Source organism: Polaromonas naphthalenivorans CJ2, from assembly GCF_000015505.1.
GTDB lineage: Bacteria > Pseudomonadota > Gammaproteobacteria > Burkholderiales > Burkholderiaceae_C > Polaromonas > Polaromonas naphthalenivorans.
In genome coordinates this window covers 3728213-3753277 of sequence record NC_008781.1, presented here as the reverse complement: position 1 = coordinate 3753277, position 25065 = coordinate 3728213, and the positions used below count along the sequence as shown (strand labels likewise).

General features: G+C 62.5%; 21 protein-coding genes. 9 read left to right on the top strand and 12 right to left on the bottom strand.

The features are described 5' to 3' along the window. Window positions 1–8: 8 nt before the first annotated feature. The gene (locus PNAP_RS17635; RefSeq protein ID WP_011802901.1) at window positions 9–776 is read left to right on the top strand and encodes an ABC transporter ATP-binding protein; all 768 of its coding nucleotides are present in this window, start codon (window positions 9–11) and stop codon (window positions 774–776) included. A 177-nt stretch (window positions 777–953) separates the two neighbouring features. Here the strand turns inward: PNAP_RS17635 and PNAP_RS17630 are convergent, their stop codons facing one another. The 6 genes from PNAP_RS17630 to PNAP_RS17605 all read right to left on the bottom strand — a co-directional run bounded on the left by PNAP_RS17630 (window position 954) and on the right by PNAP_RS17605 (window position 7250). Next, complete coding sequence (locus tag PNAP_RS17630; RefSeq protein WP_011802900.1) at window positions 954–2006, bottom strand: porin; 1053 nt, start codon at window positions 2004–2006, stop codon at window positions 954–956. Between the two features lie 496 nt (window positions 2007–2502). Then, window positions 2503–3486 (bottom strand): branched-chain amino acid ABC transporter permease, encoded by a 984-nt coding sequence (locus PNAP_RS17625; RefSeq protein ID WP_198140651.1) that lies wholly within the window; start codon window positions 3484–3486, stop codon window positions 2503–2505. A 43-nt stretch (window positions 3487–3529) separates the two neighbouring features. Then, window positions 3530–4414 (bottom strand): branched-chain amino acid ABC transporter permease, encoded by an 885-nt coding sequence (locus tag PNAP_RS17620; RefSeq protein WP_011802898.1) that lies wholly within the window; start codon window positions 4412–4414, stop codon window positions 3530–3532. Window positions 4415–4498: 84 nt separating this feature from the next. Further along, complete coding sequence (locus PNAP_RS17615; protein WP_011802897.1) at window positions 4499–5692, bottom strand: ABC transporter substrate-binding protein; 1194 nt, start codon at window positions 5690–5692, stop codon at window positions 4499–4501. Between the two features lie 77 nt (window positions 5693–5769). Beyond that, complete coding sequence (locus PNAP_RS17610; RefSeq protein ID WP_011802896.1) at window positions 5770–6474, bottom strand: ABC transporter ATP-binding protein; 705 nt, start codon at window positions 6472–6474, stop codon at window positions 5770–5772. Window positions 6475–6476: 2 nt separating this feature from the next. Continuing rightward, window positions 6477–7250, bottom strand: a complete 774-nt coding sequence (locus PNAP_RS17605) for an ABC transporter ATP-binding protein (protein WP_011802895.1) — start codon at window positions 7248–7250, stop codon at window positions 6477–6479. Window positions 7251–7581: 331 nt separating this feature from the next. Between PNAP_RS17605 and PNAP_RS17600 the strand changes: the two genes are divergently transcribed. Continuing rightward, a complete protein-coding gene (locus PNAP_RS17600; RefSeq protein WP_041377408.1) occupies window positions 7582–8556 on the top strand; it encodes a Bug family tripartite tricarboxylate transporter substrate binding protein in 975 nt (324 codons plus the stop codon). 91 nt (window positions 8557–8647) lie between these two features. Next, complete coding sequence (locus PNAP_RS27690) at window positions 8648–8809, top strand: hypothetical protein (RefSeq protein WP_011802893.1); 162 nt, start codon at window positions 8648–8650, stop codon at window positions 8807–8809. A 120-nt stretch (window positions 8810–8929) separates the two neighbouring features. Here the strand turns inward: PNAP_RS27690 and icmF are convergent, their stop codons facing one another. From icmF to PNAP_RS17585, 3 genes are all read right to left on the bottom strand, one after another. Then, the gene (icmF, locus tag PNAP_RS17595; RefSeq protein WP_011802892.1) at window positions 8930–12223 is read right to left on the bottom strand and encodes a fused isobutyryl-CoA mutase/GTPase IcmF; all 3294 of its coding nucleotides are present in this window, start codon (window positions 12221–12223) and stop codon (window positions 8930–8932) included. Window positions 12224–12446: 223 nt separating this feature from the next. Further along, on the bottom strand, window positions 12447–13121 hold the full coding sequence (locus PNAP_RS17590) for a response regulator transcription factor (RefSeq protein ID WP_011802891.1): 675 nt from the start codon (window positions 13119–13121) through the stop codon (window positions 12447–12449). Next, window positions 13087–14520 carry a cache domain-containing protein gene (locus PNAP_RS17585; RefSeq protein ID WP_011802890.1) on the bottom strand — a complete coding sequence of 478 codons (1434 nt, stop codon included), beginning with the start codon at window positions 14518–14520 and terminating at the stop codon, window positions 13087–13089. The genes PNAP_RS17590 and PNAP_RS17585 overlap by 35 nt, the downstream gene beginning before the upstream one ends. A 261-nt stretch (window positions 14521–14781) precedes the next feature. Here PNAP_RS17585 and PNAP_RS17580 point away from each other — a divergent pair, with 261 nt between their 5' ends. The 4 genes from PNAP_RS17580 to PNAP_RS17565 all read left to right on the top strand — a co-directional run bounded on the left by PNAP_RS17580 (window position 14782) and on the right by PNAP_RS17565 (window position 19619). Beyond that, entirely contained in the window at window positions 14782–15984 is a 1203-nt protein-coding gene (locus tag PNAP_RS17580; RefSeq protein WP_011802889.1) for an ABC transporter substrate-binding protein, read from the top strand. Between the two features lie 86 nt (window positions 15985–16070). Beyond that, window positions 16071–16946: a branched-chain amino acid ABC transporter permease gene (locus PNAP_RS17575; protein WP_011802888.1), complete on the top strand. Its 876-nt coding sequence runs from the start codon at window positions 16071–16073 to the stop codon at window positions 16944–16946. A 3-nt stretch (window positions 16947–16949) separates the two neighbouring features. Continuing rightward, entirely contained in the window at window positions 16950–18881 is a 1932-nt protein-coding gene (locus tag PNAP_RS17570; RefSeq protein ID WP_011802887.1) for a branched-chain amino acid ABC transporter ATP-binding protein/permease, read from the top strand. A gap of 15 nt (window positions 18882–18896) precedes the next feature. Continuing rightward, window positions 18897–19619, top strand: a complete 723-nt coding sequence (locus PNAP_RS17565) for an ABC transporter ATP-binding protein (RefSeq protein WP_011802886.1) — start codon at window positions 18897–18899, stop codon at window positions 19617–19619. Window positions 19620–19744: 125 nt separating this feature from the next. Here the strand turns inward: PNAP_RS17565 and PNAP_RS17560 are convergent, their stop codons facing one another. Beyond that, window positions 19745–20656, bottom strand: a complete 912-nt coding sequence (locus PNAP_RS17560) for a PPK2 family polyphosphate kinase (protein WP_011802885.1) — start codon at window positions 20654–20656, stop codon at window positions 19745–19747. Window positions 20657–20843: 187 nt separating this feature from the next. Between PNAP_RS17560 and PNAP_RS17555 the strand changes: the two genes are divergently transcribed. Both PNAP_RS17555 and cqsA read left to right on the top strand, forming a co-directional pair. Beyond that, window positions 20844–21284, top strand: a complete 441-nt coding sequence (locus PNAP_RS17555) for a rhodanese-like domain-containing protein (RefSeq protein WP_011802884.1) — start codon at window positions 20844–20846, stop codon at window positions 21282–21284. Window positions 21285–21429: 145 nt separating this feature from the next. Then, window positions 21430–22677: an alpha-hydroxyketone-type quorum-sensing autoinducer synthase gene (gene cqsA / locus PNAP_RS17550; RefSeq protein ID WP_011802883.1), complete on the top strand. Its 1248-nt coding sequence runs from the start codon at window positions 21430–21432 to the stop codon at window positions 22675–22677. Between the two features lie 2 nt (window positions 22678–22679). Here the strand turns inward: cqsA and PNAP_RS17545 are convergent, their stop codons facing one another. Next, the gene (locus PNAP_RS17545) at window positions 22680–23669 is read right to left on the bottom strand and encodes a response regulator (protein ID WP_041376786.1); all 990 of its coding nucleotides are present in this window, start codon (window positions 23667–23669) and stop codon (window positions 22680–22682) included. 48 nt (window positions 23670–23717) lie between these two features. Further along, window positions 23718–24995, bottom strand: a complete 1278-nt coding sequence (locus tag PNAP_RS17540; RefSeq protein WP_011802881.1) for a sensor histidine kinase — start codon at window positions 24993–24995, stop codon at window positions 23718–23720. Window positions 24996–25065: the final 70 nt, after the last annotated feature.

The window sequence follows — 25065 nt, the reverse complement described above, 5'->3', positions numbered from 1 at the left end:
AAACCTATATGTCCATGATCAAAGTTACCGCGCTCAACCTGGCCTTTGGGGCCGGCGTGAAAGTGCTCAACGACGTGAACCTGCAGATCGAGGCCGGGCAGTCCTTCGGCCTCGTCGGCGAATCGGGTTCCGGCAAAACCACGGTGCTGCGCTGCCTGGCAGGCCAGTACACCCACTGGCAAGGCGAGCTGCAGATTGATGGCAAGGCGCTGGGGCACAAGCTGGACCGGGCGCGCTGCAAGGACGTGCAAATGGTTTTCCAGGACCCTTATGGCTCGCTGCATCCCCGGCACACGGTGCATACGGTGCTGGCCGAGCCCTTGCGCATCCATGGCATGGCCGACGAGCGCGAGCGCATCGAATCCATACTGACGCGCGTCGGGCTCAACAGCAGTTTTCGCTTTCGTTACCCGCACCAGCTCTCGGGTGGCCAGCGCCAGCGCGTCGCGATTGCACGCGCGCTGATTCTGGAGCCGCGCATTTTGCTGCTCGATGAACCGACCTCGGCGCTCGACGTGTCGGTGCAGGCCGAAGTGCTCAACCTGCTGGCCGAATTGCGCGAACGGGATGGACTGACCTACCTGCTCGTGACCCACGACCTGGGCGTGGTGGCCCACCTGTGCGACCGCCTGGCGGTCATGCAGCAGGGCCGGATCGTGGAAACGCTGTCCACCGACGACCTGTGCAGCAACGCCGCCCAGCACCCCTACACGCAGATGCTGGTGGATGCCAGCCGTGCCTACAGCCGCGACATGGCGAGCGTGGCTGCGTTGTAGAACCGCCGGTTCGACGGCCGCTTCGACGCCATGGGCCGTCGCCGCGCCGCAGCACTGTCTGCAGCGCGGCGCTTTAACTTGCGGCGAACCAGACATGCGATGACTCGTTCCATGAACTGACGCAAAAAGGGCGCCCGAAGGCGCCCTTTTTGGTTGGTGCTTGCCGCAGTTCAGGTTTCAGAACGTGTGGCTGACGCCAATGCCATAGCGCGATGCTTCCGTGGAGGTGCTTCCATCGGTGCGCCTGGCGTCAACCTTGCGCAGGGCGGCGTAAAGCCGGGTGCGTTTCGTCAGGCTGTAGATGCCCATCAGGCTCAAACCCCGGGCATCGGCCACCTCGACGCCGGCGGCGTTCTTGGTTTTCGAGCTGGCGTAACCGACCGCCAGAATGGCCGCGCCGAACGGCACATCAACGCCGGCCTGCCATTCGTTGGCGGACTGGCCGCCAGCGATGCGGCTGTCGTCCTGCCGCTGAATGGAGGCCACCAACCTGGCAACGCCCCAGTCATAGGCGCCAGACGCCAGCTTGAACTTGTTGGTGCCGGTGGTGTAGTGCTCGGCCTGGTAGCCGTAGCCAATCTTGAGTGGACCATTGGCATATTTCACATGGCTGGAAATGCTGCGCGGCGCTGCCGTGGCGGTGGTGATGCCTTCTCCGGGGCTGTAACTCATGGATCCACTGAAACCGCCCAACACCGGCGTTGCATACATGAAGGTGTTGTTGAGGCGCGCCAGGTAGTCGCTGCTGGTCACTGCCGCCTGAGAGCTAGATGCCGTGGTGCCCAGGCCCCAGACCGTGCCGGTGGATGCAAAGCCCGAAGCGTCATACAACTGGTTGAAAGGGCCGCGCAAAGCGTCAAATGCGCCCAGCATGCGGCCCAGCCGCACCTCGCCGAAGCCGCCGGACAGGCCGACATAGGCCGCGCGGTTGAAGCCGACGTTCGAGGCCGATACGTTCTTGATCGTGCCGTTGTCGATGCTGACAGCCTGCTCCAGCACAAAGTTGGCGCGCAGGCCGCCTCCCAAGTCTTCCGAGCCACGAATGCCCCATCGGCTGGCTGACAGGCCATCGCTTTCCACGACGCTGGTTCTGTCGGTAGGCGCCGTCCCGGCCTTGCTGGTCGTTTGACCGACCCAGCCATCGGCGACGCCATACAGGGTGACGCTCGACTGTGCCGAAGCGCAAGCAGCCCAACCGAGCAAGGCCACCGTAATCAAATTTCTCTTCATTGAAATCTCCAGGATGAATGATTTGCCCCAGTCAACATCGTCCTTGGGCAATACGTTTTGTTTATGACGTCAGTCGTCATATGACTAATTGTATGAAGAGATGTGGGTGGAAATGCTAGGGTAAACGCTTGGTATTCGGGGTTTCCGGTTAATATCTACGAAATTAATCGTTTCTCGTCATATGAGGTGGTGCATTCATCGAACCATCCCGACGCTGTCATGGCAAGGAGGCATACAGCAGGGACAAGGCGGCTTCATGCCGCGCATCGAGCGATTCACTGCCGGCAAAGGGGAGGGGTGCCACTAAAGGCAATGGGCCGGGTCAAGTGCAAAAGCGTCAGGCTGTGGCGCCCGGCAACTCATTTTTTTATATCAAAAGTGGCTTTTGCGCTTGCTGCGTATGCATAGGAAGCTATTAAAAGCGTAGCGCAATAAAAAAAGTGCGCTGCAACCTGTGTTGCGCGCACTTTTTCCGGGCCGCTTGTCTGTCTGTGGATCAGGCCTGTTTCGAGCCCGCCTGCGCTGCCGCGCTGCGGCGCTCCCGGAAGGCCTGCAACTCGCCGACCACGCCCTTGCGGAAGGCCAGCACGCAGAGCACGAAGATCACGCCGATGATGACCGTGACCCAGGAGCCGACTTTGTCGGCCAGCAGGTTCTGCAGCGAAATCACGATGCCAGCCCCCATCACCGGGCCAAAGAAGGTGCCCACGCCGCCCAGCAGCGTCATCAGGATCACTTCGCCCGACATCGACCAGTGCACATCCGACAGCGTGGCAAAACCCATCACCAGCGTCTTCAGCGAGCCCGCAAGGCCTGCCAGCGCGGCCGACAGCACGAAGGCCAGCAGCTTGTAGCGGTCCACTTGGTAGCCCAGCGAGATAGCGCGCGGCTCGTTTTCGCGGATCATCTTCAGGACCTGGCCAAACGGCGAGTTCACGATGCGCGAGATGAACAGGAAACACAGCACAAAGACAGCGACCACGAAGTAATACATGGCGTTGTCGGACTGCAGCGAGAGCATGCCGAACAAGTTGCCGCGCGGCACGCCCTGCAGGCCGTCCTCGCCGCCGGTGAACGGCGCCTGCAGGCAGAAAAAATACACCATCTGCGCAATCGCCAGCGTGATCATGGCAAAGTAAATGCCCTGCCGGCGAATCGCCACCAGGCCAACCACCAGGCCGATCAACCCGGCGCCGACGGTGCCGGCCAGAATCGCCATTTCAGGCGTCCAGCCTTGCGCCTTGACGAACCAGCCGGTGACGTAGGCGGCCGAGCCGAAAAATGCGGCATGGCCAAACGACAGCAGGCCGGTAAAGCCCAGCAGCAGGTTGAAGGCGCAGGCAAACAGGCCAAAGCACAGCAGCTTCATGACAAACACCGGGTACAGCCCGATGACCGGCGCGACCAGCAGCAGCGTCAGCAGGGCCAGGTAGGTGATGCGTGTCGTGTTGGCGGCTTGGGTCCTGCGGGGCTTGGTCATGGGGGATGGGGTCACGGGTTGAGTCATTGCATTGTTCATGGCTTCAAGCCTCCTTGCCGAAAAGACCCGCTGGGCGAACCATCAGCACCAGCACCATCACGACGAACACCACGATATTCGATGCCTCGGGGTAAAAAACGCGGGTCATGCCTTCGACCAGCCCGAGCGCCAGGCCGGTGACGACCGAGCCCAGGATGGAGCCCATGCCGCCGATCACCACCACGGCAAACACCACGATGATGAGGTTCGAGCCCATCAGCGGGTTGACCTGGATGATGGGCGCGGCCAGCACGCCGGCCAGCGCGGCCAGCGCCGCGCCCGCGCCGTAGGTCAGCATGACCATCATCGGCACGTTGATGCCGAAGGTCTGCACCAGCGCGGCGTTTTCGGTGCCGGCGCGCAGGTAGGCACCCAGCCGGGTGCGCTCGATGATGAACCAGGTGCCCAGGCACACCGCCAGCGACACCGCTACCACCCAGGCGCGGTAGTTCGGCAGCACCATGAAGCCCAGGTTGGTGGCGCCCGCGAGCAGTTCGGGCACCGGGTAGGTCTGGCCCGAAGCGCCATACAGTTCGCGGAAAACGCCTTCGACAATCAAGGCCAGGCCAAAGGTCAGCAGCAGGCCGTACAAAGGGTCGAGCTTGTACAGGTGCTTGAGGAACAGCCGCTCAATCACCACGCCGAAGGCGCCGACCGCCAGCGGCGCCAGCACCAGCGCGAACCAGTAATTGATGCCGAACTTGTCGAGCATGATCCAGGCGGCAAACGCGCCCAGCATGTACAGCGCGCCATGCGCGAAATTGACCACGCCCAGCAGGCCAAAGATGACCGCCAGCCCCAGGCTGAGCATGGCGTAGAACGCGCCGTTGACCAGGCCCAGCAGCAGCTGGCCCAGGAATGCTTGATGAGGAATGCCGAAAATTTCCATGGAAGCCCGTCAGTTCATGCCTGGGAATATTAAAAAAAAGCGGCCAGTCACTTGTGCAACCAGCCGCCTTCGGGTGCTGTCAGCTTATTTCTTGATCAGTGCGCACTTGGACTCGGCTGGCGTGGTGAACGCCTGCTCGCCAGGGATCTTGGCAACCATCTTGTAGTAGTCCCACGGTGCGGTCGATTCCTTGGCCGACTTGACCTGGTACAGGTACATGTCGTGGATCATCCGGCCGTCGGCGCGGATCTGGCCCTTGTTGTAGAAGTCGTCGATCTTCATGCCCTTGAGCGCGCTCATCACCTTGTCGCCGTCGGTGGTGCCGGCAGCTTGCACGGCTTTGAGGTAATTGGTGGCGACCGAGTAGTCGGCGGCCTGCAGGCTCGACGGCATGCGCTTGTACTTGTCGAAGAAGCGCTTGGCGAATTTGCGCGAGGCGTCATCCTGGTTCCAGTACCAGCTGTCGGCCAGCTGCAGGCCCTCGGTATTGGCCAGGCCCAGGCTGTGCACGTCGTTGATGAACACCAGCAGGCCGGCGATCTTCATGGTCTTGTTGATGCCGAATTCCCGCGCCGCCTTCATCGCGTTGGTGAAGTCGCCGCCCGCATTGGCCAGCCCCAGCACCTGCGCCCTAGAGGTCTGGGCCTGCAGCAGGAAGGAAGAGAAGTCGGACGCATTGAGCGGGTGGCGTACCGCGCCGACGACCGTGCCGCCGTTGGCCTTGACCACGGTGGAGGCATCGCCCTCCAGCGAGTGGCCGAAGGCATAGTCAGCCGTCAGGAAGTACCAGTTCTTGTTGCCGGCCTTTACCAGCGCCGTGCCAGCGACCTTGGCCAGGGCCACGGTGTCGTAGGCGTAATGCACGGTGTAGGGCGAGCAGGCTTCATTGGTCAGGCGGGCTGATCCGGGGCCAATGGCCATGAACGGGCGCTTCTTTTCCTCGGCGATCTTGGCCATGGCCAGCGCCGTGCCCGAGTTGGTGCCGCCGATCAGCATGGACAGGCCGTCCTTGTCGATCCACTCCCGGGCTTTGGAGCTGGCCACGTCGGCCTTGTTCTGGTGGTCGGCGGTCAGCACTTCGATGGGGCGGTTCAGCACCTTGCCGCCGAAATCCTGCACCGCCCACTTGACCATTTCGCCGCCGGCCGGGCCGTCGATGTCGGCATACAGGCTGGACATGTCGGTGATGAAGCCGATCTTGACGGGACCGGTGTCCTGCGCGGATGCGGCAGCGGCAAATCCGATGGCCAGTGCGAAGGCGATAGCGTTGAGTTTCATGGGAGGTCTCCTGGTTAATTATTGGTCGGGGAAAGTGAATGGAAAACCGGATGCTTTCACGGGCGGCCGGACTGGGGTCAAACGCCCAGGAATTCCTGCAGCATGGCCATGTTCTGTGACAGCTCAGCCTGCGCGAACTGCTTGACGATCTGTCCGTGTTCCATGACGTAGAAGCGGTCGGCCAGCGGCGCGGCAAAGCGAAAGTTCTGCTCGACCAGCACGATGGTGTAGCCCTTGGCCTTGAGCGCCAGGATCATCTCGGCCAGCTTTTGCACGATCACCGGCGCCAGCCCTTCGGAGATTTCATCGAGCAGCAGCAGCCGCGCGCCGGTGCGCAGAATCCGCGCCACGGCCAGCATCTGCTGTTCGCCGCCCGACAGGCGCGTGCCGGGGCTGTGGGCGCGCTCCTTCAGGTTCGGAAACATGGTGTAGATCTCGGCCACGCTCATGCCGCCCGGCGCAATCGTCGGCGGCAGCATCAGGTTTTCCTCGGTCGAGAGGCTGGCGAAGATGCCGCGCTCCTCGGGGCAGTAGCCCACGCCCAGCCGGGCCACCTTGTGCGGCGCCAGCTTGAGCGCTTCCTCGCCGTTGATCCTGATCGAGCCCTTGCGCGCGCCGGTCATGCCGACGATGGCGCGCAGCGTGGTGGTGCGGCCGGCGCCGTTGCGGCCCAGCAGGGTCACGACTTCGCCTTCGTTGACGGTCATGTTCACGCCGTGCAGGATGTGCGACTCGCCATACCAGGCGTGCAGGTCTTCAATGCGCAGCAGTTCTTTGGTCATGCTCAGTGGGCTCCCTGCAAGGCGGCGTCGGCGTTGCCCATGTAGGCTTCAATGACCAGCGGGTTTTTCGAGACCTCGGCATACGGGCCGTCGGCGATGATGGTGCCGCGCTGCAGCACCGTGATGCGGTTGGCAATCGAGGAGACCACGTTCATGTTGTGCTCGACCATCAAGATGGTGCGGCCGGCGGAAACCTTCTTGATCAGCTGCGTGACCCGGTCCACGTCCTCGTGGCCCATGCCCTGGGTGGGCTCGTCCAGCAGCATCAGCTCGGGCTCCAGCGCCAGCGTGGTCGCGAGTTCCAGGGCGCGCTTGCGGCCGTAGGGCAGGTTCACCGTCAGCATGTCGGCAAACTGGCCCAGATCAACTTCGTCGAGCAGGGCGCGCGCGCGGTCGTGCAGCGGGTAGAGCGTGTCCTCGGCCTTCCAGAAATGAAACGAGGTGCCCAGGTTGCGCTGCAGGGCGGCGCGCACGTTCTCAAGCACCGTCATGTGCGGGAACACCGCCGAAATCTGGAACGACCTGACAATGCCGCGCCGCGCGGTTTGCGCCGGCTTTTCAAAGGTGATGTCGTTGCCGTTGAAGGTGATGCTGCCGCGCGTGGGCGTCAGGAACTTGGTCAGCAGATTGAAGAAGGTGGTCTTGCCGGCGCCGTTGGGGCCGATCAGCGCATGAATGTGCCCGCGCTGGACTTTCAGGTCCACGTTGTTGACGGCAACGAATCCCTTGAATTCCTTGGTCAAGCCTCGCGTTTCAAGAATGAACTCCACTGGCAAATTGCTTCTCCGGCAGGTTGAATTGACTTGACGAGCCGGCTGCGCATCCCTGCGCCATGGCTTCGCGAAGCTTGGATGTTCATCGTAGTCACGCTATATGTCACACGCTACCCGGTTAGACCCTTAAGTAGTTTTTCGTAATTTCAGGTTCAGGTGAGTATCTTGTGCGGCGGCACGAAACCATGCTTGCATGGAAACGGTTTGTGGGTATCAAGGGCTATCCATAGGTAGCGTGGGAAAACCGGCCCCTAAAATGCAGCGGATTGCGTTGTCCAAAATGGTGCGCGTCCCACTGAGCGCAGCCCGCTTGGAAGCTTCACAGGAAACCCTCATGTTCAAAAAGATTTTTTCATTCGCCCTGCTGGCGTGCGCGCTGAGCGCCGTGCAGGCCCAGCCGCAAGCCGCCTCGTACCCGGCCAAGCCAATCCGCATGATCGTGCCGTTCCCGCCGGGCGGCGGCACCGACATCCTGTCGCGGCTGGTGGCCAACAAGCTCACTGAGGTCAGCAAGTGGACGGTGATTCCCGACAACCGGGGCGGCGCCGGCGGCACCATCGGCATCGCCGAGGCTGCCAGAGCAGCGCCCACCGGCTACGAGATGGTCATGGGCCAGAAAGACAACATGGTGGTGGCGCCCTGGCTGTACAAGAACCTGAGCTACGACCCGACCAAAGACCTTGTGGCCGTGGCGCATGTGGCCTACACGCCAGTCGTGATTGTCACCAGCGTCAACTCCCGATTCAAGACGCTGGCCGACGTGGTGGCTACCGCCAAGGCCGCGCCCGACCAGATCACCTATGGCTCGCCGGGCAACGGCACGACGATTCACCTGGCCGGCGAAATCTTCAACACGGCGGCCCACATCAAGCTGCGCCACATTCCCTACAAGGGCTCCAACCCGGCGATGATGGACGTGCTGGCCGGCAACGTGGACCTGATGGTGTCGTCGCTGCCCTCGGCCATGGGCCAGATCAAGGCCGGCAAGCTGCGCGCCCTGGCGGTCACGTCGGCGCGCCGCAGCACCTCGATGCCCGACGTGCCTACCGTGGCCGAGTCTGGCTACAAGGACTTTGACGTCAGCACCTGGTACGGCCTGTTCATGCCGGCCGGAACGCCTGAAGGCATCGTCGCCACGGTGAATGCCGAGGTCAACAAGCTGCTGGCCACACCCGACATGAAGGCGGCCATCAATGCCCAGGGCGCGGAAACGCAAGTCATGACATCCGCACAGTTTTCAGCGCTGCTCAAGACCGATTACCAGAAATGGAAGGGCATTGTGCAGGCCTCGGGGGCCACCATCGAGTAAGGCGGGCGTTGCCATAAGCCGCACAAGCGCCGCAGTTGGCGCGCTGTGGCTTAAAATCAGCAATTCAGCCATTTTTAACCCGGAGTCTTCCATGTCCAAGAAAATCAGAGTCGAGGCCGACATCTGCGCCCCCAAGCCAGTGCCGCCAAAAGGCTACACCATCACCACTGGCAACGGCCAGAAGATCAGCCTTGAGCGCGGTTCGCACACCCGCAGCAAGAAAAACCCAGGCAAGCGCCCCCACCAGGGTTAAGCCACGGATTGGGCGCAGCCTCTTGCGCTCCGCCCAAAAAGAAACCCGGACCAACCGAAGCGCGATCCGCTTCGGTTGTCCGGGTTTTTTGCGCCCGGAAATCCGGGCCGTGTCTGCCGATTACATATTGCGCCGGTACTGTCCGCCGACCTCGAACAGCGCATTGGTGACCTGCCCGAGCGAGCACACGCGCACCGCGTCCATCAGCACCTCGAAGACGTTCTTGTTCTCGATCACCGCCTGCTGCAGGCGCTTGAGCTGCGCTGGCGCCTGGGCTGCGTGGCGGGTGTGGAAATCCGCCAGGCGCCTGAGCTGGCTCTGCTTTTCCTCGTCGGTCGAGCGCGCCAGTTCCAGCTTGTCATGCACCGCGTCGCCGTGCGGGTTGCGGAAGGTGTTGACGCCGATGATCGGTAGCTCGCCGGTGTGCTTGAGCATCTCGTAGTGCATCGACTCGTCCTGGATGCGGCCGCGCTGGTAGCCCGTTTCCATCGCGCCGAGCACGCCGCCCCGGTCAGCGATGTTCTGGAACTCGGTCAGCACGGCTTCCTCGACCAGTTCGGTCAATTCCTCGATGATGAACGCGCCCTGGCTTGGGTTTTCGTTCTTGGCCAGTCCCCATTCGCGGTTGATGATCAGCTGGATCGCCATGGCGCGGCGCACGCTGTCCTCGGTCGGTGTCGTGATGGCTTCGTCGAAGGCGTTGGTGTGCAGCGAATTGCAGTTGTCGTAGATCGCGATCAAGGCTTGCAGCGTCGTGCGGATGTCGTTGAACTGGATCTCCTGCGCGTGCAGGCTGCGGCCCGAGGTCTGGATGTGGTACTTGAGCTTTTGGCTGCGTTCGTTGGCGCCGTATTTTTCCTTCATCGCCACCGCCCAGATGCGGCGCGCCACGCGGCCCATCACGGTGTACTCGGGGTCCATGCCGTTGCTGAAGAAGAAACTCAGGTTCGGCGCGAAGTCGTCGATGTGCATGCCGCGCGCCAGATACGCTTCGACGAACGTGAAGCCGTTGGACAGCGTGAAGGCCAACTGGCTGATCGGGTTCGCGCCGGCTTCGGCGATGTGGTAGCCGCTGATCGACACGCTGTAGAAGTTGCGCACGTTGTGGTGCACGAAGTATTCGGCGATGTCGCCCATCACCTTCAGGCTGAACTCGGTCGAGAAAATGCAGGTGTTCTGGCCCTGGTCTTCCTTCAGGATGTCGGCCTGCACCGTGCCGCGCACGTTGGCCTGCACCCATTCGCGGATCTTGGCGATTTCGGTGTCGGTGGGTTCCCGGCCGTTCTCGGCCTTGAACTTTTCCAGGTTCTGGTCGATGGCTGTGTTCATGAACATCGCCAGGATGCTCGGCGCCGGGCCGTTGATGGTCATCGACACGGAAGTGCTGGGGCTGCACAGATCGAAGCCGCCGTACAGCACCTTCATGTCGTCCAGCGTGGCAATCGACACGCCCGAGTTGCCGACCTTGCCGTAGATGTCGGGGCGCGGGTCCGGGTCGTTGCCGTAGAGCGTGACCGAGTCGAAGGCGGTGGACAGGCGCTTGGCGGCCATGCCCGAACTCAGCAGCTTGAAGCGCGTGTTGGTGCGAAACGGGTCGCCCTCGCCGGCGAACATGCGGGTCGGGTCTTCGCCCTCGCGCTTGAAGGCGAAGGTGCCGGCGGTGTAGGGGTAGCTGCCCGGCACGTTGTCCAGCACCAGCCACTTGAGGATTTCGCCGTGGTCTTCGTATTGGGGCAGGCAGACCTTGCGGATGGTGGTCCCGGAGAGGGATTTGCTGGTCAGCGCGGTGCGGATTTCCTTGTCGCGGATTTTCACGACGTACTCGTCGCCGGCATAGGCTTTTTGCATCTCGGGCCACTGGGCCAGCAGTTTTTTGGCCGACGGATCCTGCGTCTGTTCGCGCTCGACGGCCAGCTTGACTACCGCGTCAACGGCATTAGAGGTGTCGGACTTGCTTGCCGTCAGCATGCTTGACGTGGCGCGCAGCTGCTGGATTTCCCTGGCCAGCCGGGCCTGCGCCTGCCCGCGCTGCTTGTAGCCGCGCACGGTGTCGGTGATCTCGGCCAGGTAGCGGGTGCGGGCGGCCGGCACGACCGGCGTCTGGTTGGTGCTGTGGCGAACCGCCACCAGCGGCAGCGTGCCGTCGGTCAAGCTCAGGCCCAGCGCGCCCAGGCGGGGCTTGAGCGCCTGGTAGAGCGCGGTCACGCCGTCATCGTTGAAGCGCGCGGCCATGGTGCCGAACACCGGCATCTGGTCGGCGGGCGTGGTCCAGGCTTCCTTGTTGCGCTGCACCTGCTTGGCCACGTCGCGCAGGGCATCGAGCGCGCCCTTGCGGTCGAACTTGTTGATGGCGACGAACTCGGCAAAGTCCAGCATGTCGATTTTTTCCAGCTGGCTGGCCGCGCCGAACTCGGGTGTCATGACGTACATCGGCACATCGACATGCGGCACGATGGCGGCGTCGCCCTGGCCGATGCCAGAGGTTTCGACGATGATCAAATCAAAGCCGGCGGCCTTGCAGGCGGCAATCACGTCGGGCAGCGCCTTGCTGATTTCGCTGCCGAAGTCGCGCGTGGCCAGGGAGCGCATGAACACGCGCTGGCCCTGGCTCCACGGGTTGATGGCGTTCATGCGGATGCGGTCGCCCAGCAGCGCGCCGCCGCTCTTGCGGCGCGACGGGTCGATACTGATCAGCGCCACGCGCAGCTGGTCGCCCTGGTCCAGCCGCAGGCGGCGGATCAGCTCGTCGGTCAGCGACGACTTGCCCGCGCCGCCGGTGCCGGTAATGCCCAGCACCGGTATCTTTTTCGTAGCAGCCTGTTCCCGCACCGCCTGCACCAGCGCCTCATCGGCCTTGCCATCTTCGAGCGCGGTGATGAGCTGGGCCAGCGAGCGCCAGTTCATCTCGCCGTGGCCTTCGATGGCTTCGATGCCGGTGGGCGCAAAGCTGGACAGGTCCTGGTCGCAGCGCATCACCATCTCGCCGATCATGCCGGCCAGGCCCATGCGCTGGCCGTCCTCGGGGCTGAAGATGCGCGCCACGCCGTAGGCCTGCAGTTCGCGGATTTCCGGCCCGACGATGACGCCGCCGCCGCCGCCGAACACCTGGATGTGCTCGCCGCCCCGGCTCTTGAGCAGATCGACCATGTACTTGAAATACTCCACATGCCCGCCCTGGTAGGAGCTGATGGCGATGCCCTGCGCGTCTTCCTGCAGCGCGGCCGTCACGACCTCATCGACGCTGCGGTTGTGGCCCAGGTGCACCACCTCGGCGCCCATGCCCTGCAGGATGCGCCGCATGATGTTGATGGCCGCGTCGTGCCCGTCGAACAGGCTGGCGGCGGTGACGAAACGCACCTTGTTCGTGGGGCGGTAGCTGGCAAGGGCCTTGTAGTCGGCGGACAGGTCGGTCATGGGGTGTCTCCTCGGGGGGGGTGGAAAAAAGCACCCTGAGGTGCCAAGCCGTGATGATATTACGTTTACGTAAACGTCAACTAAAATGGGCGTAAATTTTCCGGGAAGCCTCAATGGACTGACGGGAATTTACAAAATTACAGCGTAATTTTTATTTTTCGGGGCAGTTGTCAAACTGTTGAAAGCATTTCAGGGCAAGCAGGTCGCCGCAATGCTTCAGGAATCACACCTCGTCGCGGGTGGCTTGCAGCTTCTTCAGCGGCAGCATGTGGTCGATTGCGTACTTGACCAGTTCTGCCTGTCCTGTGATGCGCAGTTTTCGCCGCAGATTGAGCCGGTGAGTTTCAACCGTGCGCACTGACATGCTCAACTCCCGGGCAATTTGCTTGTTGGAATAGCCGCATGCCAGCCAGGCCAGAGTTGCCGATTCTTTCGGCGTCAGCGGACTGTTCCCGCCGCTGGACGCCCGGAACCCTTCTGTGTATTGCTGAAGTTCGGGGCTGAAAAAGGTCTCTCCGGCATGGACGGCCCGAATCGCGTTGACCAGTTCCTGGGCGGGCGCATCCTTGAGCACATAGCCTTTGGCGCCTGACTCGATGGCGCGTTTGACATATTCAAGGTTGTTGTGCATTGACAGAACCAGCACATCAATGCCCGGAAAGCGATGCTGAAACAGGGCGGCCAGTTCAATTCCGCTCATCCCGCGCATGCTGATGTCGGTCAGCACGATATGCGGTGCGCGCTCATCACCCAGATCGGTGGCAAGTTGCATGGCCTCGTCAACGCTGCCGGCTTCTCCGACCACCCGGATGTCGTCCGTGGCTTCCAGCCGCATGCGGACTCCGTCGCGCACGAAGGGGTGGTCATCCACCAGGATGAGGCGAATCGTCTCTTGCATAGTCTTGCTTTTTCAAATGGAGGTGTTCGGGAGACGTCTTCAATGACGCATGGACTTGCGTGCCCTTGCCATCCGAATAAATCTTCAGTGTGCCGCCCAGGCCTTCCATGCGCTCACGCATGTTGCGCAGGCCAATGCCGCTCTTGTGGTCGGTCTGTATCTGCCTGACATCGAAGCCCTTGCCGTCGTCCTTGATCGACAGGCTGACATGGCGCCGATGGTAGATGAGTTCCACCAGGACGTTGGCTGCGCCCGAATGGAGTTTTGCATTGGTCAGGGTTTCCTGGGAGATGCGAAACAGCGCCGTGCTCTGGCTCAGCGGCAAGGCGCACGGCTCGCCGCTGGTTGCAAACCGGAGATTGAAACTGCATTGCTCCCGGACTTCATTGGTCAGCACCTCGATGGCCGGCCCAAGACCGAAATCATCGAGCAAGGCCGGGCGCAGGGCATGGGAGATGCGGCGCACTTCGATCAAGGCTTCACTGAGCCGTTCGAGCCCGCGCTTTAACGGGCTGATGATCTGCACCGGCGGGAGCTGGCCTTTCAGGCCCTCAAGCCGGTTTTCCAGTTGCAGCTGTGCGGTTTCCAGAAAAAACTTGGAAGAAACCAGTACCTGAACGATGCCGTCATGCAACTCGCGGGCGACCCTGACCCGTTCCTCCTCCTGCGAATGAACGACGCGCTGCGCCAGGTGGCGCAGCTTGGCACTCGATTCCTTGTTGTCGCTGATGTTCAGCGCCAGGCCTGCCAGGCCGATCAGGATGATGGAAACGATGGCGATGGCGTACATGCGAACCTGGGTTTCCCGGATGTTGAGCTGCGCCTGCGCATCAATGCTTTTCAGGGCCTGTTCAATGTCGTCAAGGTACAGGCCGGTGCCCAGCATCCAGCCCCAGGGCAGCACCGGCTCCACATAGCCCAGCTTGAAGGCCACTTGATGAGAGGACGGTTTTTCCCAGTAGTACCTGACGATGCCGCCGCCATTGCGCGTGGCCGCCAGCAGGTTCTGGATGGGCGAGTCACCGAACGGGTCTTTCAGGTTCCTGAGGTTCTTGCCGACAAGCTCTGGCTGGCGGGGATGCATGAGGTTGTTTCCGTCCATGTCATAGACGAAAAAATACCCATCCTTGCCGTATTCCAGCCGCGCCAGAATCGCCATCGCCTCGGCCTGTCGGCCAGGCGTGGAAACGTCTTTCACCAGCGGCGCGATGGAGCTTTGAGCCAGCTTGACATAGGCGCGAAGCTCCGCTTCCCTGCTGGCCAGATACGTTGACTCGACCAGGTCGCGTTCCTGCCTGGCCAGCTTCAGGGTCTGGTGCCGCACCGTCAGGATGACGGACCCCAAGGCCAGGCTCATGGGAACTATCGACAGCAAAAATATCTTGAGCCGTAGCTGCATGGGTCTTTCGTGCGGGGATGGCGAAACGGCTTGCAGGCGCGAATTGCGCCCGGCGGTTTTCGGGTTTGCAAACCATACCTTTGATGGGCTCGACCCGTCAAGGCGAAAGATCGCGCGCCTTCATTCAGCAGTGATTTCAGTAGTAATGCGTAGGGGAAAACAGAGACTTGTTGCGATTGGAAAAATTCATAATTCACCCGGCAGCACGGCACGTGTGCAGCATTGCATCGACCTGTATTCCCTATAACTCTCGGAGACAACATGACTTTTCGTTTTGCCAAAATGGCGGTTGCGTCAGCAGTTTTGAGCGTTGCCGGCCTGGCCGTTGCCGCCGACCCGATCAAGATCGGGGTGTCCGGCCCCTTCACCGGCGGCTCGTCGTCGATGGGCGTGAGCATGCGTGACGGCGTCAGGCTGGCGGTCGAGGAAATCAACAAGTCCGGCGGCGTGCTGGGCCGCAAGCTGCAGGTCGTCGAGCGCGATGACGAAGCCAAGAACGAGCGCGGCGTGCAGATTGCCCAGGAGCTGATCAACAAGGAAAAAGTCACCGCCACCGTCGGCTACATCAATACCGGCGTGGCGCTGGCGTCGCAGCGCTTCTTCCAGGAAGCCAAGATTCCGGTGATGAACAACGTCGCCACCGGCAGCGCGATCACCGCCCAGTTCAAGGACCAGCCTGAAAACTACATCTTCCGCAATGCCGCGCACGACAGCATCCAGGCGCCGATGATCGTCGAGGAAGCCGTGACCCGGCGCGGCTTCAAGAAGGTCGCCATCCTGGCCGACTCGACCAACTACGGCCAGCTCGGCCGGGCCGACCTGGAAACCGCGCTGAAAGCCAAGGGCATCACGGCGGTGGCCACCGAGAAGTTCAACATCAAGGATGTGGACATGACCGCCCAGCTGCTCAAGGCCAAGGCCGCAGGCGCTGAAGCCATCCTGACCTACGGCATCGGCCCCGAACTGGCGCAGATCGCCAACGGCATGACCAAGCTGGGCTGGAAAGTGCCGATGGTCGGCAGCTGGACCTTGTCCATGGCCAACTACATCGACAACGCCGGGCCGGGCGGCGAGGGCGCGCGCATGCCGCAAACCTTCATCCAGGAGCCGACGACGCCCAAGCGCCAGTCCTTCATCATCAACTATCTGAAAACCTTCAACCCGAAGAACCAGCGCATCGACTCGCCGGTGTCGGCGGCCCAGGGCTATGACTCCATCTACCTGCTGGCCGCCGCCATCAAGCAGGCCAACTCGACCGAAGGCCCCAAGATCAAGGCGGCGCTGGAAGACCTGAAGACGCCGGTCGAAGGCGTGATCACGACCTACAACAAGCCGTTCACCGCCAAGGACCACGAGGCCATCACCGCCAACATTCCGGTGTTCGGCGAGGTCAAGGGCCAGCGCGTGGTGTACGCCTACGCGGACGACCAGAAGAAAGCCTCTGAAATCCGCGTCAAGAAGTAAGTTGACCGACTGTTAAACCCCGGGCACCGCGCCAATCGACGCGGTGCTTTTTTATTGCTTGCAGCCCCTTTTTCGGAACTGAATTTATGGAAATCCTGCTTCAACTCATTTACAGCGGTGTCGCGCTGGGCATGATCTATGCAGTCATTGCCTTCGGCTACCAGCTCACGTTCCAGACGTCCGACACCCTGAACTTCGGCCAGGGCGACGCGCTGATGCTGGGCGCCATGGTCGGGCTGACGCTGGTCAACATGGGCGTCAATTACTGGCTGATGCTGCCGCTGGTGATTGTGTTCGGCCTGCTGCAGGGCGGCCTGGTGGAGCGCATCGGCGTGCGCCCGGCGATCAAGATCAAGAGCGAGTTCGGCTGGATCATGTCCACGATTGCGCTGGGCATCATTTTCAAGAACGTGGCCGAAAACATCTGGGGCCGCGACGACCTGAAGTTTCCTTCGCCGCTGCCCGAGTCGCCGCTCAAGGTTTTTGGCGCCAATGTGCTGCCGATGGAAATCCTGGTGGTGGCGGGCGCCGTGCTGATGATGCTGGCGGTCGAGTTCTTCAACCGCAAGACCATCTACGGCAAGGCCGTGGTCGCCACCTTCAACGACCGCGACGCCGCCAAGCTGATGGGCATCAACACCGGGCTGGTGATCACCTTTTCGTATGCGCTGTCGTCGGCCACCGCCGCTTTTGCCGGCGCGCTGATCGCGCCGCTGACGCTGACCGGCGCCACCATGGGTTCGGTGCTGGGCCTCAAAGCTTTTGCCGTCGCCATCATTGGCGGGCTGACCAGCGGCATGGGCATCATCGTCGGCGGCATCATTTTGGGCGTGGCCGAAACCACCACCGGCTTTTACCTGTCCACCGGCTACAAGGACGTCCCCGGACTGGTCCTGCTGCTGCTGGTGCTGGCTTTCAAGCCGGCCGGCCTGTTCGGTAAAAACGCGATCAAGAAAGTCTGAAGAATGAACCGCAAGACCCTTGTCGCCGCCATCATCGGGCTGGCCCTGCTGGCGGCCGTGCCGCTGATGACCAGCAACTCGTATTACATCCACATGGTCGGCACGATCATGATCTACGCCATCTTGCTCTACGGACTGGATATCGTGGTCGGCTACACCGGCCAGGTGTCGCTGGGCCATGCCGGGCTGTTCGGTGTCGGCTCCTACACCGCCGGCGTGCTGTTCCTCAAGCTGGGCGCGCCGCTGTGGCTGATTATTCCGGCCAGCATTGCGGTGACGGCCGGTTTTGGCGCCTTGCTGGCCTTGCCGGCGCTGCGCGTGACCGGCCCTTACCTGGCGATGGTGACGCTGGCTTTCGGCACCATCATCCAGATCCTGATCAACGAGATGAACTTCCTGACCGAAGGCCCGCTCGGCATCACGATCCCCAAGCCATCGATTGCCGGCTACAAGCTCGATGAACACGGCTTTTACTGGCTGGTGTTCGCGCTCATGGTGGTGTCGCTGGTGGTGGTGGACCGCATCCTGAAGTCGCAACTGGGCCGCGCGTTCGAGGCGCTGCGCGGCAGCCCAGTGGCGTCCGACTGCATGGGCGTGTCGGTGTACCGCTACAAGGTCTATGCCTTCGTCATCAGCGCCGGTTTTGCCGGGCTGGCCGGCTGCCTGTATGCGTATTCGGAGCAGTACATCTCGCCCAATACCTACAACTTCGAGCTGACGGTGCTGTTTTTGCTGGCCGTCATCATGGGCGGGCGCAAGACCCGCTCGGGCGCCTTGCTGGGCGCGGCCATCATCGTGATCCTGCCCAAGCTGCTCGACGACCTGGAGCTGTTTCGGATCGTCGCCTCGGGGCTGGCGGTCTTGATGCTGGTGGGCGCCATCGTCGGCGTGGCGCGCAAGATCACCACGCCCAGGGCGATGGCGATTCCGGTGGTTGGCACGATGGCGCTGGCCGGCTTTGCGTTCTGGCTGGAGTCGATCACCGACTGGCGGCTGAGCATCTTTGGCCTGATGATTTTGTTTGTCGTGTATTACCTGCAGGACGGCATCGTGGGCTTTGTGCGCGCGCTGTTCCATGTCCGCAAGCCTGCGCCTGAAGGCCTGAGCCGGGCCGGCGCTGACACGGGCAAGGACGCCATTTCGGTGGCCGCCGGTGCTGGCGAGAAGGGCAGCGACCTCTTGACGGCCAAGGGCATACTGATGCAGTTCGGCGGCCTCAAGGCCATCAACCAGGTCGATCTGCGCATCCAGCGCGGCACCATCCACGGCCTGATCGGCCCGAACGGCTCGGGCAAGAGCACCATGATGAATGTGCTGACCGGCATCTACGTGCCGACCGCCGGCAGCATCGACTTTGCCGGCCGCTCGGTGGTCGGGCGCACGTCGTCGGACATCGCGCTGTCGGGCATTGCGCGCACCTTCCAGAACGTGCAGCTGTTCGGCGAGATGACGGCGCTGCAAAACGTCCAGGTCGGCCTGCACCACACGTTTGACAGCAACATCGTTGATGTGGCGCTGCACACGCCGCGCTACAAGCGCGAGGAAAGCTCGGCCATTCAGCGCGGCATGGGCCTGCTGCAGTTTGTCGGCCTGGCCGATCTGGCCGCCGAGGAAGCGCGCAACCTGCCTTACGGCAAGCAGCGCCTGCTGGAAATCGCCCGCGCCCTGGCGCTGGACCCGCAACTGCTGCTGCTCGACGAGCCGGCGGCCGGCCTGACCGCGCCCGACATCAAGGAGCTGGTCACCATCATCCGCAAGATCCGCGACCACGGCATCACCGTGATCCTGATCGAGCACCACATGGACGTGGTGATGAGCATGTGCGACACGGTGTCGGTGCTCGACTTCGGCCAGAAAATCGCCGAGGGCAAGCCGGCCGACGTGCAGGCGGATGAAAAGGTCATCGAGGCCTACCTCGGCGGCACGGCGGCATAAGCGAAGGAGACAAGCATGTTGAGTATCAAGAACTTAGAGGCCGGCTACGGCAAGGTGCAGGTTTTGCACGGCATTTCGATGGAAGTGCCCAAGGGCAAGGTGGTCACGCTGATCGGCTCCAACGGCGCCGGCAAGACCACCACCATGCGCGCCATCTCGGGAATGATCAAGCCGACCGCCGGCCAGATCAACCTGCACGGCAAGCGCATCGATGGCCTGGAGTCCTACACCATCGCCAAGCAGGGTCTGGCGCATTCGCCCGAAGGCCGGCGCGTGTTCGCCACCATGAGCGTGACCGACAACCTGATCCTGGGCGCCTTTCCGCGCCTGACCGGAAGCCGCCCCAAGGGCGATGTGCAGGGCGACCTGGAACGCGCGATGGAGCTGTTTCCGCGCCTGAAGGAGCGGCGCATGCAGCTGGCCGGAACGCTGTCGGGCGGCGAGCAGCAGATGCTGGCCATGGCGCGCGCCGTGATGCTGAACCCCGAGATCGTGCTGCTCGACGAGCCGTCTATGGGGCTGGCGCCGATTCTGGTCGAAGAGGTGTTCCGCATCATTGCCGACCTGAAGTCGCGCGGCGTCACCATGCTGCTGGTCGAGCAGTTTGCCGCCGCCGCGCTGAAGGTGGCCGACTACGGCTACGTGCTCGAAAACGGCCGCATCTCGGTGCATGGCGAGGCCGACAAGCTGCGCGACGACCCGGCGGTGAGGGCGGCCTATCTGGGCGGCGGGCATTGACTGGCAATAGAATTGGCTATTAAAAGTATAGCTGCTTGCGCATGCTGGTATTGCGCAAAAGGCTGAAAATGCTTTAAACCAAGGCTGGACGGCGGTGCCTGGCCCGCCTGCAAGCCTTCGGTTTTTCAGGTGACCTTCAGGCCCTTGAGCGCCGGGTCATCGGGCGGGTAGCGCAGGTCAAGCTGCTGCAAGCTCTGGCGCACCAGCGTGGCAATCATCAGGTTGCGGTGCGTCTTGGAGTCGGCCGGCACCACCGTCCAGGGCGCCCAGGGCGTGCTGGTGGCATTGAGCAGGTCTTCATACGCCTGCTGGTACTGCTTCCACTGCTTGCGCGCGTCCAGATCGCCCAGCGCAAATTTCCAGCGCTTGGTCGGGTCATCAATGCGCTCCTGCAGCCGCTCGCCTTGCTCCTTGAAGCTGATGTGCAGCATGAACTTCAGGATCACCGTGCCGGTCTCGCTGAGCAGGCGTTCAAAATCATTGATCTGCTGGTAGCGCTGCGCCGTTTGCGCCGGCGTGATCCAGCCGTTGACCGGCGGCACCAGCACGTCTTCATAGTGGCTGCGGTTGAAGATCATGATCTCGCCGGCGGGCGGCAATTTTTGATGGATGCGCCACAGGTAGTCGCGTGCGCGCTCGTCCTCGCTGGGCGCTTTCCAGGCCGCCGTATGCACGCCCAGCGGGCTCATGCGGCTGAACACGCCGCGCAGCGTGCCGTCCTTGCCCGAGGTGTCGGTGCCCTGAAAAATGACCAGCAGCTTGTGGCGACGGTCGGCGTAAAACAGGTTTTGCAGCGTGTCAAGCTCGATGGCCAGCGCTTCGACCGCTTCCTTGTCGCGTTCCTTGTCGCCGGTCGAGAACGGCTTGGCAGCCGGGTCGAAATCGTCCAGGCTGCAGGCCTTGCTTTTCTTGTTGTTTGCGCCGGGCTCTGCCAGGGGAGGCTGCCACCGGGAGATCAGATCGGACAGCGCCTTGCGTTCGGCCTTGCTGGCGGGCGCATCCGGCGCGGAAGGGGTATCGGCAGCTTTTGAGGACATCAGGTCTCCGCGAGGTGGTTAAGGTGGTTCGGTCGGCCTGATTTTGCACGCCTGCGCGGGCATTGCCGGCATTTCCCCCTTGCCTGCCTGCGCAGGCTTGACGCAATACACTTATTTTCAGGCTTGACGCCGCGCCCTGAGCGGGGAGGGCAGTCGGGCTTTCACTTTACCCATGACAGGAGTTTTCATGAAAACCGATCCCTCTTTCGATGTTTCCGGGACGCAGGTGCGCCCCGCAACCGGCTATGCCGGCGACATTGCGCCGCCGCTGGCCTGGCAATGGCTGCAGTCGGGCGATGCGGTGCTGGTCGATGTGCGCACCGATGCCGAACGCGAATGGGTGGGTTTCGTGCCGGGCGCCGTGGCACTGGCCTGGAAGCAGTGGCCGGGCATGGCGCTGAATGCCAACTTTGACGAGGAACTGAAAGCGGCCGTGCCCGACGGCAAAAAAGTAGTGTTTTTGTGTCGCAGCGGTGTGCGCTCCGTGGCTGCGGCCCGCCGGGCCACGGAACTGGGGCTGGAGGCCTACAACATCCTTGAAGGCTTTGAAGGCGACGCTGACGGGCAGGCGCAGCGCGGCCGTCTGGGCGGCTGGCGTTTGCGGGGCTTGCCCTGGATGCAGAAATAAAAGTGCATTTCATTACCACACGGCAGGCATGTTTTTGGAGTGATTGAGATCATTTAGGCCTGACCCTGTCAGTTCTAACAGGGTAAATACCGTAAATATTTGTAAAAAGTTTTCAATGGGCTCTCTTTAACCAAGGAGCAGCCCCATGCAAGTACTCGACCACAACCCCAGCCTCGAACCCCGGATTCACCGCAACCCACCTCTGCTGCCGCGCCTGCGCGAGCGGTTTGAGCAGAAATTCATGGCCCACTGGCAAAGCCAGTGGGGTGGCAAACCCATCCTGCACGGGCGCAATCCCGGATCAGAGTCGATCCGGCTCGACGGCAATGATTACCTGGGCCTGTCGGGCAATCCGGACATCGTCCGGGCGCAGATGGCCAGCTTGCAGCACAGCAATGAAAGCGTGATCCAGTCGGGTGTTTTTCTGCTTGATGCGCACCCGTGCCGGACGCTGGAAGCCTCCCTGGCGGCCTGGGTGGGCAAGGAAGACGGCTTTGTCTGCCAGTCGGGCTACTCGGCCAATGTCGGGCTGCTGCAGGCGATTGCCGACGAACAGACCCCTGTCTATCTTGACAGCCTGGCCCACACCTCTTTATGGGAAGGCGTGCGTGCGGCGCGTGCGCCGGCGTATGCATTTCGCCACAACGACCCCGCGCACCTCTCGCGCATGATTGCCCGCCACGGACCCGGCGTGGTGGTGGTGGATTCGGTGTACAGCACCACGGGCGCCCTGTGCCCGCTGCGGGAGATGGTCGAGGTGGTCGAGCAGCATGGCTGCACCATCCTGGTCGATGAGTCGCATTCGCTGGGCACCCATGGCCCGCAGGGCGCGGGGCTGTGCGCTGAACTGGGCCTGACGGACCGGGTGCACTTCATCACCGCCAGCCTGGCCAAGGCGTTTGCTGGCCGGGCCGGGTTTTTCACCATTCCGGCCGAGTTGCGCTACTACGTGCTGCACAACAGCTACCCGAACATTTTCAGCTCCTGCCTGCTGCCGCACGAAATCGCCGGCCTGGCGGCCACGCTGGAGGTGGTCAAGCGCAGCGACGCCGAGCGGGTGCGGCTGCATGCCAACACGCGCCGGCTGCGCGCCAGCCTGTCGGAGATAGGCTACCCCATCCATCAGGGCAGCCAGCAGATCATTGCGCTGGAAACCGGCACCGAGCCGGCCACCATGGTGCTGCGCGACCATCTGGAAGAGCGCCAGATTTTCGGCGCCATTTTTTGCGCGCCCGCCACCAGCCGTAACCGGGCCATGGTGCGGCTGACGCTCAATGCCGGGCTGACCGGCTCCGAGATGGACCGGATCGAGCAGACCGCGAAAGAGCTTGCGCCTGTCCTCAAGCCCTGGGACTGGCCGATTGCCAAACGCGCCCGCACCGAGCAGGTCTGAGGCTAATCCTCGGGCAGGCGCCTTTCGCCATGGCTGGCCAGAAACCGCTCGTAACTGGCCGTCAGGCCCGGGCTGAACGACTCGCTGATGGGGAAAATGGCCGCGTAAAGACGCCGGGCATCCCCGCGCATGACCAGCGACTCGCGCGGCTGGGGCTGATGGCTGTCGCCCAGCGCCAGCTGCAGCTCCAGGTCGATGAGCTTGCCGCCGCTGCGGATGTCCTCGACGGTGCTTGCATTCCAGCCCTGGGACAGGGCTATTTCAGCCAGTTCCTGCAGGTTTTCCTCCGGCTCCAGCTGCAGCCAGCTGGCGTTGCCCCGGGCGTCCAGCCCGAGCACGCCAAACGGCGCGCCGATGACGACATGTTCTGTCCAGCCCTGCTGGCGCATGAGGTTTTCCAGCGCCTCGCCAATCAGCGGGTCGCCCAGCAGCGCATGCTGGGCCGGTGACAGGGTGGCGTACCAGATCTGTTGGTGGCGCTTGTCCGGCTGGTGGCGCAGATCCTGGATGGCGCCGATCAGGCGCAGGCGAAGCTCCGGGGACTGCTTGGGGATGAACTGGTTGATCAGCCCCCGGTTGAAGGCCGACACCGCAAGCTGCTCATCGGCGCGGCCGGTGAGCAAAATGCGCGAACCCGGCCATTGGGTCAGCTCGCCCAGCATCCGCAGCCCGCTCATGGCCGGCATGGCGTAGTCCACCACGGCGACCTGCGCAAGCGCAAACCGGGCCGCGCCATCGCCGCGCCAGTACTGCAGGATTTGCGGAATCAGCAAGGCGCCTTCACGCCAGCGGTTGACGATTTGCTGCTGGCTCCAGGCGTCTGCATCCCGGAGCTGGCAATCTTGCTGCAGCAGCTCGATGCAGGCGATGGGCCGCAAAAACAGGCGCACGAACCAGTCGGGCGGCATGACTTCGCCCAGCATTTCAAGATAGTCCCGGTCATCATCGAGGAAAACCAGGCCTCCGGGGCGGCGATAAAGGGTAAAGGACATGGCTGGAGCCTTGGTCAAGGAAAATTGAAAATGACTCATCGCTGGTGCTCAGCAAGGCCCGACGGGCAGGATTATCGTAAAGGCTGCCCCCGCGCCATGGTTTGACGTGACCTTGATGATGCCACCTGCGCTGCGCACCACCTGCTGGCAAAAAGCCAGGCCCAGCCCGTGCCCGGTGCTGCGGTTGCTGGAGAAAAAGGGCTTGAAGATATACGGCAGCAAGGCCGGGGCTATGCCCAGGCCGTCATCCGACACGACGATGCGGCCACGGGCCTGCACGCAATCCACCTCGATGCGCAGCGCGCCGGGGTGGCAGGGCGAGTCAGCGGCGGTCAGGGAATGCAAGGCGTTCTTTATCAGGTTGCCCAGCACCTGGGAAAACTGGCTGGAAGACGCGCAAAAATTGAAATTCTCATGGATGACCACGCTGACACACTCCTTCTGGCGGATGGAGGCGTAGGGATAGCTTGACGTGACATCATGGACCAGGGTGGCCGCCCAGACCTCTTCGGTATAGCGCGGCAGCTGCAGCAGCCTGGCATTGGCGATCTGGGTGTCGATCTGGTGGTTCATGGTGCGCACCAGCGCATGCAGGCGCTGGCTCAGCTGGTCGAGTTTCGCGGCTCGCGGATGCGCCGGCAGGCGTTGCACTTCCATCTGCACGGCGTCCCCGATCAGCGCGGCCGTTGACAGGGGCGTGCGCAACTCGTGCGCCATGATGCCCATGGTTGCCAGGGTGTGGACCAACTGGTCGCGCCGCAGGTTGGCCGATGACAGGCCCAGCAACAGCGCACAACTCCAGCTGAAGAGAATGACCATCGCATCAACCGCATTCCAGTACAGCTGATCGGGCATCAGCCAGACAAACAGCGCCCACGCCAGCAGGACTGCGCTGAAAATGCCGGCCGTGGCGATGCGCCAGTCGGTCAGGTGGTAGTAAAACGCAATCATGGCGCAGACCGTCGCCAGCCAGGCCGCACTGCCGCTGTTGCACAGGTACATCCAGCTGAAAAAAAAGGGAATCTCGACCCACATCACAAGGGTGACCAGCAGCCGGGTTTTCGGGTTTGAGAAATCCCGGCTCATCGCAGGCAACAGCAGCAGCCCGGCCAGCAGGCTCATCAGGCCACGCAGCCATGGATTTTCATACGGCTGCACCAGCCAGCTCGACCATATCCAGCCAAACAGGGGCTGGCCCAGCATGGCTGTCAGGCCCAGCAGCCGCAGGCGCCACGGCGACGCATGCAAAATCGGCTCCAGAGGCGCGAATGTCCAGCGCCATGGTGCATGCTGTAACAGCCGTGCGGTATGGCGGATTTTCAACATCGGATGTTCAGCCAGAGCATGCGTATGGATCAATCACGTTTACTTACCTTTTTAACCATTGTCCCCGTTC

What these genes read in the sequence shown, in the direction of transcription:
- PNAP_RS17635 (WP_011802901.1), top strand. Translation starts at nt 9, where the DNA reads ATGTCCATGATCAAAGTTACCGCGCTCAACCTGGCCTTTGGGGCCGGC.
- PNAP_RS17630 (WP_011802900.1), bottom strand. Translation starts at nt 2,006, where the DNA reads ATGAAGAGAAATTTGATTACGGTGGCCTTGCTCGGTTGGGCTGCTTGC.
- PNAP_RS17625 (WP_198140651.1), bottom strand. Translation starts at nt 3,486, where the DNA reads ATGACCAAGCCCCGCAGGACCCAAGCCGCCAACACGACACGCATCACC.
- PNAP_RS17620 (WP_011802898.1), bottom strand. Translation starts at nt 4,414, where the DNA reads ATGGAAATTTTCGGCATTCCTCATCAAGCATTCCTGGGCCAGCTGCTG.
- PNAP_RS17615 (WP_011802897.1), bottom strand. Translation starts at nt 5,692, where the DNA reads ATGAAACTCAACGCTATCGCCTTCGCACTGGCCATCGGATTTGCCGCT.
- PNAP_RS17610 (WP_011802896.1), bottom strand. Translation starts at nt 6,474, where the DNA reads ATGACCAAAGAACTGCTGCGCATTGAAGACCTGCACGCCTGGTATGGC.
- PNAP_RS17600 (WP_041377408.1), top strand. Translation starts at nt 7,582, where the DNA reads ATGTTCAAAAAGATTTTTTCATTCGCCCTGCTGGCGTGCGCGCTGAGC.
- PNAP_RS27690 (WP_011802893.1), top strand. Translation starts at nt 8,648, where the DNA reads ATGTCCAAGAAAATCAGAGTCGAGGCCGACATCTGCGCCCCCAAGCCA.
- icmF (WP_011802892.1), bottom strand. Translation starts at nt 12,223, where the DNA reads ATGACCGACCTGTCCGCCGACTACAAGGCCCTTGCCAGCTACCGCCCC.
- PNAP_RS17590 (WP_011802891.1), bottom strand. Translation starts at nt 13,121, where the DNA reads ATGCAAGAGACGATTCGCCTCATCCTGGTGGATGACCACCCCTTCGTG.
- PNAP_RS17585 (WP_011802890.1), bottom strand. Translation starts at nt 14,520, where the DNA reads ATGCAGCTACGGCTCAAGATATTTTTGCTGTCGATAGTTCCCATGAGC.
- PNAP_RS17580 (WP_011802889.1), top strand. Translation starts at nt 14,782, where the DNA reads ATGACTTTTCGTTTTGCCAAAATGGCGGTTGCGTCAGCAGTTTTGAGC.
- PNAP_RS17575 (WP_011802888.1), top strand. Translation starts at nt 16,071, where the DNA reads ATGGAAATCCTGCTTCAACTCATTTACAGCGGTGTCGCGCTGGGCATG.
- PNAP_RS17570 (WP_011802887.1), top strand. Translation starts at nt 16,950, where the DNA reads ATGAACCGCAAGACCCTTGTCGCCGCCATCATCGGGCTGGCCCTGCTG.
- PNAP_RS17565 (WP_011802886.1), top strand. Translation starts at nt 18,897, where the DNA reads ATGTTGAGTATCAAGAACTTAGAGGCCGGCTACGGCAAGGTGCAGGTT.
- PNAP_RS17560 (WP_011802885.1), bottom strand. Translation starts at nt 20,656, where the DNA reads ATGTCCTCAAAAGCTGCCGATACCCCTTCCGCGCCGGATGCGCCCGCC.
- PNAP_RS17555 (WP_011802884.1), top strand. Translation starts at nt 20,844, where the DNA reads ATGAAAACCGATCCCTCTTTCGATGTTTCCGGGACGCAGGTGCGCCCC.
- cqsA (WP_011802883.1), top strand. Translation starts at nt 21,430, where the DNA reads ATGCAAGTACTCGACCACAACCCCAGCCTCGAACCCCGGATTCACCGC.
- PNAP_RS17545 (WP_041376786.1), bottom strand. Translation starts at nt 23,669, where the DNA reads ATGTCCTTTACCCTTTATCGCCGCCCCGGAGGCCTGGTTTTCCTCGAT.
- PNAP_RS17540 (WP_011802881.1), bottom strand. Translation starts at nt 24,995, where the DNA reads ATGTTGAAAATCCGCCATACCGCACGGCTGTTACAGCATGCACCATGG.